Annotated in this window: 17 protein-coding genes and 2 pseudogenes; 13 read left to right on the top strand and 6 right to left on the bottom strand. The window is 53.5% G+C overall.

The window, feature by feature from the left end:
* Positions 1–36: 36 nt before the first annotated feature.
* Complete coding sequence (locus BM193_RS12245) at positions 37–1,017, bottom strand: aldo/keto reductase (protein ID WP_092797982.1); 981 nt, start codon at positions 1,015–1,017, stop codon at positions 37–39.
* Between the two features lie 130 nt (positions 1,018–1,147).
* Between BM193_RS12245 and BM193_RS12250 the strand changes: the two genes are divergently transcribed.
* Both BM193_RS12250 and BM193_RS12255 read left to right on the top strand, forming a co-directional pair.
* Positions 1,148–2,044 carry a LysR family transcriptional regulator gene (locus BM193_RS12250; RefSeq protein ID WP_092797983.1) on the top strand — a complete coding sequence of 299 codons (897 nt, stop codon included), beginning with the start codon at positions 1,148–1,150 and terminating at the stop codon, positions 2,042–2,044.
* A gap of 625 nt (positions 2,045–2,669) precedes the next feature.
* Positions 2,670–3,065, top strand: coding sequence for an ACT domain-containing protein (locus BM193_RS12255; protein ID WP_092797984.1), 396 nt, complete (start codon positions 2,670–2,672; stop codon positions 3,063–3,065).
* A gap of 296 nt (positions 3,066–3,361) precedes the next feature.
* Here BM193_RS12255 and BM193_RS29355 read toward each other — a convergent pair whose 3' ends face one another.
* Positions 3,362–3,625: an HNH endonuclease gene (locus BM193_RS29355; RefSeq protein WP_092797985.1), complete on the bottom strand. Its 264-nt coding sequence runs from the start codon at positions 3,623–3,625 to the stop codon at positions 3,362–3,364.
* Between the two features lie 105 nt (positions 3,626–3,730).
* On the opposite strand from BM193_RS29355, the pseudogene BM193_RS12265 reads away from it, so the two are divergent.
* A pseudogene (locus BM193_RS12265) lies at positions 3,731–3,910 on the top strand (transposase domain-containing protein); the annotation flags it as partial.
* 104 nt (positions 3,911–4,014) lie between these two features.
* Here BM193_RS12265 and BM193_RS12270 read toward each other — a convergent pair.
* Positions 4,015–4,320, bottom strand: a complete 306-nt coding sequence (locus tag BM193_RS12270; RefSeq protein WP_139176128.1) for a hypothetical protein — start codon at positions 4,318–4,320, stop codon at positions 4,015–4,017.
* 607 nt (positions 4,321–4,927) lie between these two features.
* On the bottom strand, positions 4,928–5,815 hold the full coding sequence (locus BM193_RS12275; protein ID WP_092797986.1) for an AraC family transcriptional regulator: 888 nt from the start codon (positions 5,813–5,815) through the stop codon (positions 4,928–4,930).
* Positions 5,816–5,948: 133 nt separating this feature from the next.
* On the opposite strand from BM193_RS12275, the gene BM193_RS12280 reads away from it, so the two are divergent.
* From BM193_RS12280 to BM193_RS12305, 6 genes are all read left to right on the top strand, one after another.
* Positions 5,949–6,692 (top strand): SDR family NAD(P)-dependent oxidoreductase, encoded by a 744-nt coding sequence (locus BM193_RS12280; RefSeq protein WP_092797987.1) that lies wholly within the window; start codon positions 5,949–5,951, stop codon positions 6,690–6,692.
* A gap of 17 nt (positions 6,693–6,709) precedes the next feature.
* On the top strand, positions 6,710–7,105 hold the full coding sequence (locus BM193_RS12285; RefSeq protein ID WP_092797988.1) for a VOC family protein: 396 nt from the start codon (positions 6,710–6,712) through the stop codon (positions 7,103–7,105).
* A gap of 1 nt (position 7,106) precedes the next feature.
* The gene (locus tag BM193_RS12290; RefSeq protein ID WP_092797989.1) at positions 7,107–8,090 is read left to right on the top strand and encodes a saccharopine dehydrogenase family protein; all 984 of its coding nucleotides are present in this window, start codon (positions 7,107–7,109) and stop codon (positions 8,088–8,090) included.
* Between the two features lie 10 nt (positions 8,091–8,100).
* Positions 8,101–8,427 carry a nuclear transport factor 2 family protein gene (locus tag BM193_RS12295; RefSeq protein WP_092797990.1) on the top strand — a complete coding sequence of 109 codons (327 nt, stop codon included), beginning with the start codon at positions 8,101–8,103 and terminating at the stop codon, positions 8,425–8,427.
* Positions 8,428–8,442: 15 nt separating this feature from the next.
* Complete coding sequence (locus BM193_RS12300; RefSeq protein ID WP_254786090.1) at positions 8,443–8,991, top strand: nuclear transport factor 2 family protein; 549 nt, start codon at positions 8,443–8,445, stop codon at positions 8,989–8,991.
* A gap of 591 nt (positions 8,992–9,582) precedes the next feature.
* Positions 9,583–10,758, top strand: a complete 1,176-nt coding sequence (locus tag BM193_RS12305) for a tyrosine-type recombinase/integrase (protein ID WP_092832342.1) — start codon at positions 9,583–9,585, stop codon at positions 10,756–10,758.
* 46 nt (positions 10,759–10,804) lie between these two features.
* Here BM193_RS12305 and BM193_RS28325 read toward each other — a convergent pair.
* A pseudogene (locus BM193_RS28325) lies at positions 10,805–10,942 on the bottom strand (integrase core domain-containing protein); the annotation flags it as partial.
* 589 nt (positions 10,943–11,531) lie between these two features.
* On the opposite strand from BM193_RS28325, the gene BM193_RS12315 reads away from it, so the two are divergent.
* The 4 genes from BM193_RS12315 to BM193_RS28335 all read left to right on the top strand — a co-directional run bounded on the left by BM193_RS12315 (position 11,532) and on the right by BM193_RS28335 (position 16,949).
* A complete protein-coding gene (locus BM193_RS12315; protein ID WP_092797993.1) occupies positions 11,532–14,621 on the top strand; it encodes a TrlF family AAA-like ATPase in 3,090 nt (1,029 codons plus the stop codon).
* Between the two features lie 100 nt (positions 14,622–14,721).
* Complete coding sequence (locus tag BM193_RS28330) at positions 14,722–15,492, top strand: serine protease family protein (protein WP_139176129.1); 771 nt, start codon at positions 14,722–14,724, stop codon at positions 15,490–15,492.
* A 105-nt stretch (positions 15,493–15,597) separates the two neighbouring features.
* Complete coding sequence (locus BM193_RS12320; RefSeq protein WP_092832344.1) at positions 15,598–16,245, top strand: hypothetical protein; 648 nt, start codon at positions 15,598–15,600, stop codon at positions 16,243–16,245.
* A 5-nt stretch (positions 16,246–16,250) separates the two neighbouring features.
* Positions 16,251–16,949 carry a PIN domain-containing protein gene (locus BM193_RS28335; protein WP_139176130.1) on the top strand — a complete coding sequence of 233 codons (699 nt, stop codon included), beginning with the start codon at positions 16,251–16,253 and terminating at the stop codon, positions 16,947–16,949.
* A gap of 693 nt (positions 16,950–17,642) precedes the next feature.
* Here the strand turns inward: BM193_RS28335 and BM193_RS28765 are convergent.
* A partial coding sequence (locus tag BM193_RS28765) for a hypothetical protein (RefSeq protein ID WP_175533256.1) occupies positions 17,643–17,896 on the bottom strand: 254 nt, incomplete at its 5' end.

Genomic DNA, 17,896 nt, shown 5'->3' on the forward strand with positions numbered 1-17,896 from the left:
CTACTGTCAGGCCAGACGCGCGGTAAATGGGACTGCTTAGCGGTTGATGGACTTCATCATCTGCGCGTTGTAGCGCTCGCCTTGTACCGGCACCCTTGCAAGCACGTCTGCCAGCGCCTTGAGGTCTTCCGGGGTGAGAACAACATCGGCGCCGCCGACGTTCTCTTCTAGGCGGTGCAGCTTGGTTGTGCCAGGAATCGGCGCAATCCACGGCTTCTGGGCCAGCAGCCAAGCCAGGGCTACCTGTGCCGGCGTAGCATTCTTGCGTGCGGCGACTTCCCCGATAAGGGTCACGAGATTATGGTTGGCCTCGCGGGCTTCATCGGCAAAGCGCGGCAAGTTGTTGCGCACGTCGCCTGTTGCAAAGGTCGTGCCGGCATCGATCTTGCCGGTCAGGAAGCCTTTCCCGAGCGGGCTGAATGGAATGAAGCCAATACCCAGCTTTTCCAGCAGCGGCAGGATTTCGTGCTCTGGCTCACGAGTGAACATCGAGTATTCGCTCTGCAGGGCCGATACCGGCTGCACGGCATGGGCACGGCTGATGGCATCCACGCCGGCTTCGCACATACCGAAATACTTGACCTTGCCCGCGGCGATCAGGTCGCGTACGGCGCCAGCCACATCTTCCATCGGCACGTTTGGATCGACACGGTGCTGGTAGAACAGGTCGATGCAGTCCGTTTTCAGGCGCTTGAGCGACTCTTCGGCGACCTGCCGGATACGTTCGGGGCGGCTGTCAAGGCCTGCGGCAGGGTTGCCGTCCTTGAAGCCAAACTTCGTGGCGATAATGACCTTGTCGCGGAACGGCGCGACTGCTTCGCCGACCATCTCTTCGTTGGCCTGGCCATACGCTTCGGCGGAATCGAACAAGGTCACGCCGCGCTCGTAAGCAGCACGGATCAAAGCGATGCCATCACTTTTATCGGTGGCCGGGCCGTAACCAAACGTCAAACCCATGCAACCGAGTCCGATCGCCGACACTTCCAAACCACTATTTCCCAATTTACGTTGTTGCATGCCGTACTCCTGAAAGTGCCGGCTAAGGAGGTGTGGAGGTAGCCGGCAGAACCTATGAACGAACTATAAGCTTGCACGATCCCTGCGAGAAGCCATATACTTCGATTGCTGATATGCAAAATTTCGATAAATGGAACGAATTAATCTCAACAATGTGGCAGCGTTTGTCGTCGTTGCGCGGGAGCGCAGCTTTACCCGGGCGGCCGCCCAGCTCGGTCTATCTCAGTCGTCCTTGAGCCATACGATCAGCGCGCTGGAAGCGAAGATGGGGATGCGTTTACTGACCCGGACGACGCGCGGTGTGTCACCCACCGAGGCTGGGGAGCGCCTGTTGGCTAGCGTCGGCCCCTACTGCGAAGCCATCGAGTCCGAGCTGGCTTCACTGAGTGAGGAGCGCGACAAGCCGGCTGGCACGATCAGGATCAGTTCGCACGATCATGCGGTTCGAACGATCCTCTGGCCGAAGCTATCCAAACTGCTCCCCGCTTATCCAGACCTAAAAGTCGAGTTTTCGATACACTACGGGCTGATCGACATCGTTGCCGAACGATTCGATGCAGGTGTGCGAGTAGGCGACCAGGTAGCCAAGGACATGATCGCTATGCGGATCAGCCCGGATTTCAATATGACCGTGGTCGGCTCGCCTTCTTATTTTTTGGCGCGAAAACCGCCGTTGGCCCCACAAGACCTGACGGAACACAGTTGCATCAACTTGCGCCTACCGACACATGGTGGGCTGTTTGCATGGGAGTTCGAGAAAGCAGGTAAGGAGCTGAACGTTCACGTGCAAGGCCAGATCATCCTGAATACGTCGCCGGAAATCGTGACAGCTGCGCTGGAAGGGTATGGCTTGGCCTATATACCGCAGGATGTTGCTGACCGGCACATCGCATCTGGCCACCTGTTGCAGGTGCTGGAAGACTGGCGTCCGACCTATCCCGGCTACCATTTGTACTATCCGAGCCGGCGCAATGCGTCGCAGGCGTTTTTGCTTGTGCTAGACGCGCTGCGTTTGAAGGCCAAATAAGCAGAAGTGGCGAACGACCGCTACCGGGTGGAAGCGGACGGTGCCATTAGGGTAAAACGCCATCGGTCGCTTGGACTCTCCTGATCCATAGGTCTTGAGCGTTGAAAAACCGATGAATCGTGTTTGGAGCCTGGGTGTCCTACCAGACTCCTGGCGCGCGATCTCCTAGCTGCCTGATCCAACGGCGAGATCGGGGCTGAGTCTATCTCCCCTGCCCTGCAGACACTCCTACCGCGCGCTAGCAAAAGCAGGCCTTCCCTAGCCATAACTGCCGGCGAAGGATGGCATAGCTGGCCGAGGCAACAGCAGAGCGCCTGCTTCTGAGCGCTACCTCGGCACAGTTGGCTACGATAGACTAGCCCGTCATTAGCTTCGTGCGCTCGGCCAGATCGGGGACTTTGCACGCTGGCAGTTGAGTTGCGCTCATGGCCAGCGCGACATGGCACCAGACGGTGTCACGCCAAAACAGAAGCTTGCCTTGGCCGCTTAACCTCTACTTTTAGTCCAATCTAAAAATGGGGGGATTACCATCAGAGTCGTGAATGGATGATTAAAACTATTCACTACAAGAGGCCACCCGATCGTATATGCTGGCTTCAACATCATTCCAGGGGCAAAGATTAATATGCATCAGATAACACTCGAACAAGATCCATACTCCTATGCAGTCAGCCGCCTCGCGCATGATTCGGTAATTCCCGATTGGGTCGACGGAAAAGGCTTTGTCACCATCAGCCGCTCGCGCCAGGAGCTATCGATCGTCTGCAGGGCCGACCGCGTACCCGCAGGCATTCAGTCCGAACAGGATTGGGTATGTTGGCGTTTCGTCGGTCCGTTCGCTTTCGGCGCCACGGGCATTGTCTTGTCAGTTATCGAGCCGCTCTCGCGCGGCGGGATCGGCATCTTCGTTGTATCAACCTTCGACGGCGATCATCTATTGCTTCAGAGACGCGATCTCGAACGTGCGTTACCGCTGCTGACCGCAGCAGGACATCGATTCATAACCTATGACGAAAAATAGCGTGTGCACAGAATCGCACGGGATCACAAACTGAGCCCAGCCCTCGCCCGTATCACCGAAGCCGAAGTGCCGGCACCTTGAACGTAGCCACAGCACTCGTCAAACAGTCCAACTTGCGGAAAGCATTTCGAGACGCATGTGCACAGTGCGGGGGGGCTGATATCCAAAGCGCGCTGATGCCGCGAAACACCTCGATCTCCCATTTTGCTTAACAGGGCTTTCATTCACACGTTGGTGCTTCTTTGCCGCACCAACGCCTCTGCGCGCCGCAACAACGAATGTCGATTTCATCCCAACTAACAACTTCCCACGAAAATTGATCTCCACGGCTTTTTCCCGTAGTGTCGTTGACGATGACAATTTGGACATAACGCTAGTGCATTTTCGGGCATGTCGTCGCCATGTTCTGCGAGTGGGACAATGTGATGAACTTCTAGGTATGGCTCCCCATTCGCCTTTTTAATAAATGGCGCCAATGCCCCATAGCCTTCACATTTACCGCATGCGCGCTCTAAAACTTCGGCGACTACGTCAGGATCTCGATCAAATACTATTGTCATCACATAGCGAACGTCTGGCTTCCGGATCTTCTTTGCAGCTATCTTAGGTCAAATCATTACGGGAGGATGAAGGGTAGTTGTTACTGCACGGGGCTCATTGAACGCGCCGACAGTGGCGGCGAGCGCGCCGGCCTGATCTGCTCGTTGTTCGGGGCGGCCAAGTTCAATGGTGTCAATCCTGAGGCCTGGCTACGCCATGTGCTCGCGCGCATCGCTGACCACTGGGCCAACCGGGTCGACGAATTCCTATACTGGCACTTCGCCGCGCAGGTTCCAACGGTTTGAAACACGCCTCTTCCCTGCAGTGTGATGCCATCATCTCGCAATACCACGCTCAACTCAAGAAGGCTCAGGCAAGACGCTTACGACAAGCCCAACACATTTAACATTTAACGCCTTTTCGCAAGAGCCTTGAAGCATTTATCATACATTTGTCTATATGCCGTTTTTGCAGAGATATTCTCATCGTAGATCCACACCACGGTATTAAAGACGAACGGTGTAGCAGCGTCTCCCTTTTCGAGCTTGCCTTCCTGAACCAAACGTCGGAGTAGAGCGACGCGCGCTATTCCAGCATCTCGCTGCTCGGCAGAGGTTTTGGCTAGCGTTGCCATCGTTTTGCATATTCCGTCATTGGCCCAAGCACTTGAGACAAGTGTCATTGCCGAAACAACTAATAATATCCTCTTGAACATACATTTCCTTTTTGTCACATAGGAGATATGAATAGCCACCAGTAGCTAAGACACTTCTGACCCACAGTTCTTGAAAGATGAAAAACCGATAGATCGTGTTGGGCATGGACGTCCTGCCATGCACCTGATGTGCGATCTCGTAGCTGTTTGCCCCGACGACGATGTCGGGGCTGGCCAGTCTATCCCCTGCCCTGCAGAGACTCCTGCCGCACCCTAGCACAAGCAGGCCTTCCCTAGCCAAAACTGCCGGCGAAGGATGGTTTATCCGATCGAGGCAGCGGCAGAGCGCCTGCTTTTCGCGCCATAGCGGCACAGTTGGCTACGATAAACTAGCCCGTCTTCTGCTTCGTGCGCTCGGCCAGATCGGGGACTTTGCGCGCTGGCGGTTGAGTTGCGCTCATGGCCAGCGCGACATGGCACCAAACGGTGTCACGCCAAAACAGAAGCTTGCCATGGCCGCTTAACCGAAAGCGTAAGCCCAGCACCGTATTGATCCGACCTTCAAATGGCTGGTGACCGACTAACCGCTTGGTGAGAGCAATTTTAAATCACCATCTGATAGACCAAGACCAAGCCTGCCAAACATCCAGGGTTGTCGGCTCGATTACTATTCCCCCCGCAGCTCTCGGGTGGCTTTCACAAGATCTCTAGAAGGTGGTAGGCCGAACAAGCGAGCATATTCCCGGCTGAACTGATTAGGGCTCTCGTAGCCTACACTGAACGCAATCGAAGTCGCGCTGCCTTGGCCGGAGATGAGTTGTGAGCGCGCATGTAACAAACGTAGACGTTTTTGATATTGTAAGGGGCTCAATGCCGTCACCGCTTTAAAATGGCGATGGAATGCAGAAACGCTGAACGCCGCCATCTCAGCGAGTGCCTCCACCTTTATCTGTTCGGTAAAGTTACGACGTATCCAGTTGATTGCAACACTAATACGTGAAAGTGCCGTGTCAGGCGATGCGATGTCTCGTAGCATCCAACCGAGAGGTCCCTGAAGCACACGAAACAATATCTCACGCTCATAAGCAGGAGCGAGCACGGCTATCTCGTCCGGCCGCTCCATTAGTCGCAGCATACGGATCCACGCGTCGAGCAGTTCACCATTGACCGGCGCAACCGAGAATCCTGAACCAAGCAGCGTACTACATACCCGAACCGGCAAGTCACGGATAAGCGCGGCGACGATAGCGGGATCAAGCGTCAAGCTAACAGCCAGATACGGTTCGCCTGTCGCGGCAGGATGTACAGCACCCACTGCAGGGAGATCCACTGACATCACAAAGTAGGTGGCCGGATCATAATGAAAAGTGCGGTCGCCAATCGTCATCGTTTTCGATCCCGTCAGTATCAAGTTGACCATTGGATCGTAGACGGCAGCAAGCAGATGCTCCGGAATTTCGCCCTGCACCATGGCGACACGTGGGATGCCGGTTTCGGTGCGGCGATTCTCGGCCCCTGCGGCCAGCGCTCTCAATTCTTGCATTTGCTGTTCCATGTTGAAACCCTAACAGGGGCCATCCCCGGATGCAATGGGAAAGCAGAAATAGGCAAGTTTTGAGGAGGATCGGGTGAGTCCGTTGCTGGCGGCAGTCTTACCATGGATCTCACTAATCGACTGGAGGAATCGAATGAAGATTGTCATCGTGACGGGCAGCAGCCGTGGTATCGGCGCCAGCACTGCACTAGAATGCGCCAAGCGCGGCATGGGCGTGGTCGTCACTTACAACAGCAATCGGGAAAAAGCGGAAGCGGTCGTGCAAGCCATCACCGGGATGGGCGGAAAGGCGGTTGCGCTGAAGCTGGACGTTGGCAACAGCCAATCGTTCGCCGATTTCCGCCAGGCGTTGTCTGGCCAGCTGGCCGCCGTCTGGGGCCGAAACAGCTTCGATTTCCTTGTCAACAACGCCGGATACGGGCTGTATGCGCCGATCGCAGAGGTCACCGAGGCGCAGTTCGACGGTCTGTTCAACATCCACCTCAAGGGACCGTTTTTCCTGACTCAGGCGCTGCTGCCGCTCATCGAGGACGGCGGCCACCTGGTCAACATCACCAGTGCAACGAGCCGGGTAGCTACGGCTGGCGTGGCGCCGTATGCCGCTTTCAAGGGAGGTCTGGAGGTACTTACGCGCTACATGGCCAAGGAATTTGGCGCGCGCCGCATTCGGGCCAACTCGATCGCGCCGGGTGCGATCCGTACTGAGCTGGGCGGTGGACTGACACCGGAATTCGAGGCTATGCTGGCGGACCAAACGGCGCTCGGCCGGGTCGGTGAGGCGGAAGAAGTCGGCGGTGTTATCGCCAGCTTGCTGTCCAATGAGAACCGCTGGATCAATGCTCAGAACATCGAAGTCGCGGGCGGCTACATCATCTGAATCAAGGAGAACGCATCATGCTCGATCACGTTTTTATCTGCGTCAGCGATATCGCTTGCTCGATTGCCTTTTACGAAAAAGCACTGGCGCCGCTGTGCATTGCCCATGCACTTGACTACGACGGCCGCCAAGGCCCGGCAGGTCACCCGGACCTGAAGGGTTTCGGCGCCAACGGCCGCGTGTTCTTCTGGCTGCGCGAAGGTACGGTGGACGGCCGCGCCGCCCATGTGGGCTTCGTCGCCGATAGCCAGCGCATGGTCGACGCGGCCTTTGCCGCGGCGATGGCCGCCGGCGCCACCGAAATCCATCCGCCCGGACCGCAGTTGCACTATGACCCACGCTATTACGCCGCGCAGGTGCGCGACCCGGATGGCTATAGCCTGGAATTCGTCTACAAGCAATGGCAGCACTGATATGAAGAAATTAATGATTTATGGCGCGACCGGCTACACCGGCCGCATGGCGGCGCAGTACGCCGTAGCGGCAGAAACGCCGCTTATCCTTGCTGGACGTATTGAGGCGACGCTCGTTTCAATGTCCGCGATGCTCGGCCTGGAGTACCGCGTCTTCGCACTCGAAGACACCGCGGTGGTTGAATCATCACTCGGCGATGTCGGTGTCCTCCTCAATTGCGCAGGTCCGTTCGCAAGGACTGCCAATGTTCTGATGCACGCCTGTATTCGCCAAGGTGTGCACTATCTTGACGTCGCCGCAGAACTCGACAGCTATCGTCTGGCCGAAGTGCTCGACGGCGAGGCTAAAGCCGCAGGTGTGATGCTACTGCCGGGCAGTGGCGGCAGCGTGGCATTGCTGGGCTGCCTTGCCGGACACGCCGTCGCAAAGGCAAATAATCCATCGAGCATTCAAGTGGCGATGCATGTATCAGGTGGTTTGTCGCGAGGATCGGCCGTCAGCGCCATGGGCAGCGTCACCGCAGAGACGCTTGCGCGCCACGGCGGAGGGCTGGTTGCGCGGCCGCACGGAGCGGTCCGAAAACTCGACTTTGGCAAGGGGGCAGTGGATTGCTTTCAGGTCACCCTTCCCGATCTGATTACGATCTGGAAGTCAACTGGCATTCCTGACATTGAAACGTTCGTCCACGTTACCGGTGACGGATTCCCTCAAGGTGATCTCTCGGCACTGCCGGATGGGCCGAGTGAGCAGGAACGGTTGGCCCATCGTTATCAGGCCGTCGCCGAGGTCACCAGTTCAGATGGCAGTGTTGTCCGCTCGGTGCTCGACACAGTCAACGGCTACACGTTCACCGCTACTGCCGCCGCCGAGGCAGGACGGCGCGTTCTCGGCGGCGAGTACCGTTCTGGTTTTCAGACCCCTGCAATACTTTTCGGCAATGGTTTTGCCGAGACCATCGCCGACACCACGATCGTCGATGCTTGAGGAGCATTCCATGGAAAAGCTAATTAATCAATTTATACAACTCGCCAATGCCTTTGACGTCGAGGGAACGTTGGCTCTCTTCACGTCCGATGCGGTCATCGAAGACGTTTCGGTTGGCAATGCTTTCGCCGGCATCGAAGGTATTCGTCGCTACCTCGAACAATTCTTCGTCGGTTATAACACTGCGAGCAAGTTGTTGTCGCTAGAGCAACCACACAACCTGGTGGCGCTTGTTCGCATTGACTTCACCGGCACCTTTGGCCACGAGATTGGGTCTCTCCGAATCCAGGCCAACGCCGCCGGTCTGATCGAACGCATCGACGCCGATCTCGAGTAACCATTAGAGAAAACAATGATTGGCGCCTTCAAGGGTGCCGATGCCGGGACTGGCTGCATTTCGCAAGCCGCCGGGTCAGCAAAGGAATTACTTATGACCATGTCACCATCACTTGCCAACGAGGTCGCAGACCAGCTTGCGGTAGTCGATACTCTGTACCGTTTCGCCGCTGGCATCGACCTTCGAGACAAGAACCTTCTATCGTCCGCACTGGCAGAAAATGCCATTTCGGACTTTCGCCCAGCTGCCGCCAAGGCCGGGTTTGAATATCCTGTGATCGAGGGTAGAGACTATATCGTTGCTGCCCTCACCGCCTCTCTCGCGGCGTTGGATACGAGTCATTGCGTGACCAACCCACGTGTCACCATCGACGGCGACACAGCGCGACTGGATGTGCTCGTAGAGGCCCAGCATGTCCCACGGCAAGATCCGACTCGCCACTATCTGATGAAGAACCGCTACGATGTTGAGCTAAAAAGAAGCGACAACGTCTGGGTCATCACGAAGACCACTGTCGACAACGTCTGGCGTTCTGGGGATCCGGCGGTCCTTTCCGTCGTCTAAGCGTCGGACCACAACCGTCTTGAACGGTGATTCAATGTGACCGATGGCCTCCAAGCACTGGAAGCCGGGTGTTGGTCAGGCAGGGTTTGAATGCCGAAGCAAATGCCATGGCAGGTACTCGTCCACGCGGTCCGCTGTTGACCGATAGCGGACGACCTGCATGGCTTAGTGTACGAACCTGTTGCTTTGAGAGCAAGGGGGAGGTTGGATAGGCACTTGAAACCAGCTAGATGTGAAAACGGCCGCAGGAAGCGGCCGTATCATTTTGGGCTGGACAATGGACGAACATCCCATTGCCCCAAGTTTGCCCCAAGTTCTTATTCAGACAAGATATGAAGTCCTAAGTCATTGAATAAAAACGAAAATTTTGGTGGGAAGTGCAAGTTTCGAACTTGCGACCCCTGCAGTGTGAATGACGAAAACGTGCATCTGCTTGGATGTCACTGGACTATTCCTTCATAGGAGAAAGCATCATCTTGATCTGCTAACGTCCGCCGAAATGTGCTACTGTTTCCCGTACTTTTCCCGTACATTGAGCACTGATTCTACGGTTGAACACATACAACATTCTTGCACGTTACGGAGGATGGCATGGCCAACAAAATCGATACAGTTACAGCGCGCAACAAGCTGAAAACCCGGCGTGAACCGTATTGGCACAGAATCAGCAAAGGCTTCTATATCGGGTTTCGCAAAATGTCAGATAGCTCAAGCGGAACGTGGCTGCTTCGACATCGTGATGAGACAGGAAAGGAAGTCGAAAGTAGTCTCGGCACGTTAGATGAACATTTGCATCATGAACGTTTTGACAGGGCTGTCGCAGCCGCACGTGAATGGTTTTCTCACGCGGCCACAGGTGACATTGGTGCCCTTCATCAACCGACAACTGTATTGGATGCCTGTAACGCGTATGTGAAGCGGATCCAGGAGCTGAAGGGTAGCAAGCCAGGACAAGACCTCGCCGCACGTTATCGCCGGTGGATCACGCAGGACCCTATACACAAGATAGAACTGATGAAATTGACCCGGGACCACATGAACGACTTTCGTCGTCGCATGGTAGCTAAACCCGTCACCATTAACAAGGCTGGTGATGTCCGGGAGCGTTCCAAGGACAGCGTCAATCGCGATATTGCGGCGGTACGCGCAGCCCTCAATTGTGCATTCGCTGACGGCAAGGTCAATTCGAACTTTTCCTGGAGCGAAACTCTGAAAGCATTCAAGAACGTCGCCAAACGAAGGGATTTATATCTGGATCGCGAGCAGCGGCGAAATCTCATCAGACATGCGCCAGACGATCTCGCAGCATTCCTGCGAGGATTATCCATACTGCCACTTCGCCCGGGGGCTCTTGCTGCCCTCACCGTGGCGGATTTTGACCAGCGCCTGAGCGTACTGAAAATTGGCAAAGACAAGGGCGGCAAGGACAGGAAAATTAAACTTCCTTCGGAAATTTCTCAGCTATTCGAGATGGCCGCCGCAAACAAAACAGCGACCGCCCCCCTACTGGCGCGTGCCGACGGACAAGCCTGGAACAAGGACTCCTGGAAAGATCCCATCAAAAACGCAGCAAAAAACGCAGCTCTGCCGGCAGAAACAAGTGCGTACACATTGCGTCACAGTGTTATCAGCGATCTTGTCCATGGGGGGCTGGATCTTCTAACCGTTGCGCAAATTAGCGGCACATCAGTCGCAATGATCGAGAAGCATTATGGTCATTTACGTAGTGACGTCGCCGCTGTAGCGCTGGCCAAACTCGTTTTATAGTTACTACGGTAATCCCCACATTTTTAGATCGTGCTAAAGGTAGAGGTTAAGCGGCCAAGGCAAGCTTCTGTTTTGGTGTAATGCCGCCAAGTGCCATGTTGGGCCGGTCGTGATTGTAAGTCCACAGCCAGCAGGTTGCAAAATCCTCGATCTAATCGAGCGTTCCAAACAGATGATGGGCCACCAGGCTGGTCATGCTCCCAATCGGAGAGACTCGACTTCTCACCCCGATCAGCCAGCGCCAATTCGAGCTCTATACCCTGTCACTCGAACGCAGTCCCATTTTCAGCGCCTACCAGGCCAGAAATGGTGGAGTAACCGGCTGCATTCTTCTTGATCCAGCAAGAAGGGCTTTCACCACTTTGGCCATGCACCGAGGCATCGACCATTGTTGGATCAAAGTCGATGAAAGCGCTCCCTACTCCACGCCCGAGACCACGCCAGATCCGCTTAGCATCAGTATGCGTACCGACGGTCCAGCGGAACCGTTGCCGCCGGGAGCTAAGCGCCGCCCGCTATTGTTGAAACCAGGGCCGCGTAGCAAGTCCCCGGAGTTCGATCTGCTACGTGCGCGACACCGAAGACGGCAATCGCTTTCATTGATTCCCCATGGACAGCAATACTTAGATTAGGTCGTCTACAAATGACTAATAAGGTTTCGCCAATAGTTGTTGTGTTTAAGGACAACCATAAACTATTATTGTTTAAAAATATATTGCAACGTTATAGTTCGGTAATTTGCAAATCTCGCTTACTAAATTAAGGACGCATCAATGGCCAATGATCCAGCCGGCTCAACTTGGAAAAAATGGGACCTGCATGTCCACACGCCGGCGTCGGTCGTCCACAATTATCCCGGATCGCAGGAAGAAGCGTGGGAAGCATTTCTTCTAGACCTTGAAGCCCTCCCCCCTGAATTTAAGGTTGTCGGGATCAATGACTACATTTTTATCGATGGCTATGAGCGCGTGCGCAAGGCCAAGCTTGAAGATGGCCGGCTCAAAAATATCGACCTGATCTTACCCGTGATCGAGCTGCGCCTGGACAAGTTTGCTGGCGTTGTCAAGAAGGAAAAGGATGGCAGCTATTCCCAATCCGGGTGGAACCGCATCAACCTCCATGTGATTTTCGATGCCTTGGACCCCGAACTCATTCGGCAGCAATTCCTTGGCTCTCTCGCGCCCAGCTACGATTTGATCCCAGATTCTTCAGACTGGAAAGGAAAGTGGCAAAGCGTCATCACCCGCGACAGTCTTGCCGAGCTCGGCGCGATGATCCTCGAATCGGCGCCAGCCGACAAGAGGGCTGCCTACGCCCCGCCCCTCCATGAGGGATTCAACAATCTGTGCGTAAGCTTGGAAAAGGTCATGGAGGCCCTCAACAAACATGCCCTCGCTGGAAGGTATTTGATCGCCGTCGGCAAGACTGAGTGGGATAATCTGAAGTGGGACGATCAATCAATCGCGGAAAAACGCAACATCATCAACAGGGCCGACTTGGTTTTCACCGCCTCGGAAAACCCCGCCAAATACGATTCAGCAAGGAAGAAGCTAATTGAATCCAACGTCAAGAACGCCCTGCTCGACTGTTCAGACGCCCACGCATTGAGCAACTCTCCAGATAAGGACCGTGTGGGCAATTGCTTCACATGGATCAAGGCGGACGCGACCTTCGAGGGGCTCCAACAAGCCCTCACCGAATTCGAGGATCGGGTGTATGTCGGCGACATGCCACCCAAGCGGCTATTGGTCGAAGCCAATCGCACAAAATATATATCCAGCATCCGCGTCAGCCAAAAACCAGGCTCGACAATAGCCCAAACATGGTTCGATGTGGACATGCCACTGAGCCACGATCTGGTCGCGATCATTGGGAACAAGGGGAGTGGCAAGAGCGCCCTCGCAGACATTGCGGCCCTCGCGGGCGACACGAAGAATTTTAAGGGCTTTTCGTTCCTCAACGAGAAGCGCTTCAGAAATGGGCGCAACAAGCTCGCGTCCCATTTCAACGGAGCCTTGGGCTGGATGGATGGAACACACTCAGAGCGCGCGTTGGACCAAGACCCATCGGACACCAGTGTGGAGAGAGTCAAGTATCTGCCGCAAAGCTATCTAGAAACGCTGTGCAACGAACTCGGCGATGGCGGCTCATCAACTTTCGATACTGAGCTCCGCAAAATTATCTACACGCACGTTCCGGAGGACGCCCGTTTAGGCTACAACTCGATGGACGAGCTGCTCAACTTTAAAGTGGCGGAAATCGAGGCAGAGCGTGCCCTGGTCATCAAGGAAATGTCAAAGACGAACGCCGAAATCTTACAAGCTGAAAAACGACTCTCCCCGGATTTCAAACAATCTCTTCAACAACAGCTCGACATGAAGATCGCCGAGCTGACGGCTCTCGATAGCGCAAGACCGGCGCAGGTCGAGGACCCTACGGCTTCGGACGCAGCGAAGGAAGCGTCCCACGCAGCGACGGAGAGAATCGAAGCCTTAGAAGCAGAGCTCAAAAAGATGCGTGAAGAAGAGAGGCTGCTTCGTGATAAAAAGGCAACACAGGCTAAGCGCCAAGCCGTCCTAATCCGCGTCACCCAAGCTATCAGCAATCACAGAAAGGCTCATGATCAATTTGTTTCCGAATTGGCGGTGATGCTGGCCGATGTCGATGGAAACTTGAAAGCGTCGGACTTGGTGGATTTGAAGATCGATACGAAAAAAATCGAAGAGCTCAGCAAGACGTTGAAGGACTCGATCTCGAGCGTCGATGCAGCCCTCAGCAGCCAGGAACCAACTGGAATTAACAAGCGACGCGAAATCGCTGAGGCCGGAGTCACCGAAATCAAAGGCAAGCTTGGAGAAAAGCAGCGACTGTTTATCATATACAAAGAGCAAGTGACAAAATGGGAGTTGGCCAAGCAGGAGCTGTTGGGCAACAAAGACAAAGTCCAGTCAATCGAGTGGTTCAAGGATGAAATCGCCACCCTCGAATTCTTGCCGGCGAAACTTGTCGATCTAAAAGCTACCCGCGTGGAATTGGCTAAAAGAGTTCATGATCAGATCGTCAAGACCGTTGAAGAGTATCGCAGGCTCTACGAGCCTGTGCGGGCGTTTGTAAAATCCGCCGCTCAGATGGACATGCATCTTCCGTTGGATTTCGACGTGCGCATCGAGGAGTCCAACTTCCAAGATCAATTTTTCGCAAAAATCAGTCGGCAGTCGCGTGGTAGCTTTTACGGCAAAGATGAAAGCAACCAACTCATGCGCGCTCTGCTAACAGAGACAGATTTCGACGATGTGGACTCCACACTAAAATTTCTCGACATGGTCGATGACAGGCTCCACTTTGATCGCAGGGATTCGGCCGCAGGCCGCGAAGCTAAGCTATCCGACCAACTGCGCAGCGGGATCGAGCCGCAGGAGGTGCTCGACTACATCTTCGGCATGGGCTATCTTGTTCCTAGGTATTCGCTCACATTCGACAACCAGGAAATCAGCCAACTCTCGCCCGGCGAGCGTGGGCTTCTTCTACTCGTCTTCTATCTTTTGGTGGACAAGGACGACATCCCGATCATCGTCGACCAGCCCGAGGAGAATCTCGACAACCAAACCATCTTCAAAGTTCTAGTCAAGTGCATCAAGGCGGCCAAGAAGCGCCGCCAGGTCATCATGGTCACGCACAACCCCAATCTCGCCGTGGTGTGTGACGCTGAGCAAATCATAAGCGCGACTTGCGATAAGGCGAGCAACAGGTTTACCTACATTTCAGGAGGCATTGAGTCGCCCGCCATCAAGGCCAGAGTAGTTGAGATTCTCGAAGGAACAGAACCCGCCTTCAAAAATCGTAAACAAAAATATGGACTTTAAAAATTACACGCTAGCAACTCACTTTACACCATTCTACGAGCCAACCTAACAGAGCCATCCAGAATATTTCTAAAGGCTACCGTTACCATTAGGACATGACATGACAGAAAATGAGGCCCAATCCCTACTGAGGGGGGATTTTGGGCGAGAACTGCTCAGGACTATGATGAGGTATGCTACCTCGATCGCATGGGGAAAGTTTGATAACTCTAAGTGGCAGGTGATGAACGCCGGCACAGCTTTCATTCTTGATTGCGGTCAAGGTCCGTTCTTAGTGACAGCAGCCCATGTATACGAAGGATATCTAGAAGCCAAGAGGTCATCATCTATCTTACGTTGCCAACTGGGCCAAACTGAATTTGATTTAGAGGCTAGGCTGATCTGTAGCTTAGGATCGAAAACTCTAGACATCGCTACTTTCAAAATTGAAGCGGACGAGATAGCCACATTGGGGAAAATGATTGTATCTGATGGAAAGGACTGGCCACCAAAAGACGTTACTCCTTCTGACGGAATTTTTTTCGGCGGGTTTCCCGGCAAAGAACGCAAACAGATTAATTTTGAAACCATTAACTTTGGAATTTACGCGGCACTCACTCCTGTATCTTCCTCTAGTGAGCGGCAATTCGGATGCACATTAGATCCCGATGAATGGATCGACACAACCGGACACGGTATTCCTGCCGAGGGATACGATTTAGGAGGTATCAGTGGTGCGCCGGCCTTTGCCGTCCAAGATTCGGCTGCGGGTGTTTTTAGTTGGCGATTTACAGGTGTTGTCCACAGCGCAACCAACAATATTGGCGCAATCGTTCTAATTCATCATGCAAGATTTATTCGGTCTGACGGCTCACTTTTAGCACCTGACTAGTCAAAAAAATAATGCTTCACGTCCTCCTCCTTCTGCGAAACCATAAGTCACCGATTTTATCAATGCACTGCTAAAATAAACGTCCATTTAGAAAGAGGAAAAGGCATGTCATCATCTTTAGAAGTTTTCCAAGACCTTTACATTTACGTTCATAAAGCTGAACGCGGCAAACTTGCAGAGGCACTGATTTCTCATGCGAAATCGCCGTGGAACCACGTCTCGGATGCCCCTATCGAACAGCAAGATCAAGGCGAAATAATCCTAATGGAACGGTCCGAGACTTTAGGCACTCCTTCAGCCAGAATTATGTTGTGGCCTACAGAAGTGGGCTATATTGTATCAAACGTGGTGCCAACCAGTCTTGGCTCTCTTACCATCGGTCTATATAACCAAATACTTCAAGAGTTCTTGATGCTAGTCGCCTCCCCTGCTGCCATCAGCATCGGATGCTCAGCCACGCTCAGCGCAGCAACCCAGTCTATTACAGACTGGTTTGATGCCCATACATCTCATGCCTTTACACGATTCAGCAACTTAGCGAACAAGTCTACGGGAGCATCGCATCCCAAGGATGCCGAGCGCTGGATAGATTTCATCATTTCGGCACATCGAAATGAGAGTAAGGCGGACACCGATTTGCTTTTCAAGTGGCTCTATGAAGTCGAACAGTTTCCACAGGAGATCGCTCACGACTTAGCGTCGGACTATGCATTCTCACGCGATTTGCTTCAACGATATGATGAGCTTCACTGATGGGAATGAGCACCCAAGAAATTGAGAGAATTGTGGCACTGCAGGCTCCTATCTTATGTCTCGACACGTGTTCGGTCTTAGATACTATGCGTGATCCAACTAGAGATATGATCAACGCGGCTGATTCGGCAGCCGCTCTTTTCCTATTGACAAAAATGGAGTCAAAGTCCGCGCTCATCGGCCTACTTGCCCCACAAGTTAAGTTTGAACTGACGGACAACCTTCAGAAGGTCCAGGACGAAGCGACGAAGGCGATTGGAAAGCTAAAGGCGAAAGTTTCCAACGTCGAGGCTATTGCGGCAGCATTCGGATCAATCGGTAAATCTGACTTAAAACATCTTGATAATCACATTAAAAAATCAAGGGCAGCGGTAGATCGCATGATAAAGATAGCTGTAACATTTGATGAGCCACACGGCATTCACTCAAAGGCATTCCTTCGAGTCAATCAAGGAAGAACCCCAGCCACTAAAGGCAAGGAGTCTAGCAAAGATTGTGTGGTAATTGAATCGTATCTCAGCATTGTCGAAACCTTGCGTTCGGCAGGTTGGAAAGGTAAAGGAATTTTTGTATCTTCGAATACTAAAGACTATCGAGGTGAAACGGGTAACGGCTTGAAAGGTGACCTCGCCGCTGAATTTATTGCTATCGGCATGGAATACGCACCAACAATGGGTGGCGCCAAATTTGCACTTGGGCTCTGACCCTCGCTTACCCATCCAGCCCCGCCATCACAGCCAGTTTAAGCCATCGTTTTAAATGTTCTAAGTGGCACGTAGATCGACAGTGCCAGAGGCCCCAAATAGATCACGCTACCGATCGGTATATGCCTCTGGCAAGTTGCTTCCCCACCCACACAAACATGTCTTGATTGTTGACACTATCGCGGACGGGGCCGACGATTTCAAATGCTGAACAGCACCGCTAATGTCGGCGACAGCGCTTGCTTTTCCTGCCGCTACCACAAAAACTGGGATCGTTGCGCCCCAACTTGGGCGGTGCATGAGAAGTGACGAGCTTGCTCATAACGGTGCGTGAGGCATTGGATTTGTGGCTCATACGAGCAGTCGCCATTTCCAGCCCGCCATCCTTAGACCACGGGTAATCGAGCATGACATAAAACGTATGCTCCTACTACTATGCCCTTCCAGCATCGCTAGATCAAACCAATTCACCGACTACAATCTCCAAAGCTCAGCGAACTAGCTATTGGTGGACGAACCATATTGCGTTGGCGGAAGGGCGCCCTGCATGGGGCTGTCTCGCAGATTGGCGCGAAATTCGTATCTGTCATGAGAAAAGCACACCGAACGGGGGAAGAAATTTTCAACCTTCGGCTCTATGTCATACATGCAAAAAAAAACCCGCAGCGCGGGAATTTTTCTATTCTAATCAGCTTACGGAAGCATGCTCACACTCACTGCCATTGCTACTGCAATTTCTGCTACAAATTTCACTACATTACATCTTGATGATTTTCTCATCTTTACCTCCGCATTAAAATCTACGTCCACTGAAACCTCAACAATTTCAGTTGAGTGAACATTTTTTACATGCTCAGCTACCGCTTTTGCCTCAGCTACCGCTTTTGCCTCAGCTACCGCTTTTGCCTCAGCTACCGCTTTTGCCTCAGCTACCGCTTTTGCCTCAG

Source organism: Janthinobacterium sp. 344, assembly GCF_900112025.1.
Lineage (GTDB): Bacteria > Pseudomonadota > Gammaproteobacteria > Burkholderiales > Burkholderiaceae_D > Janthinobacterium.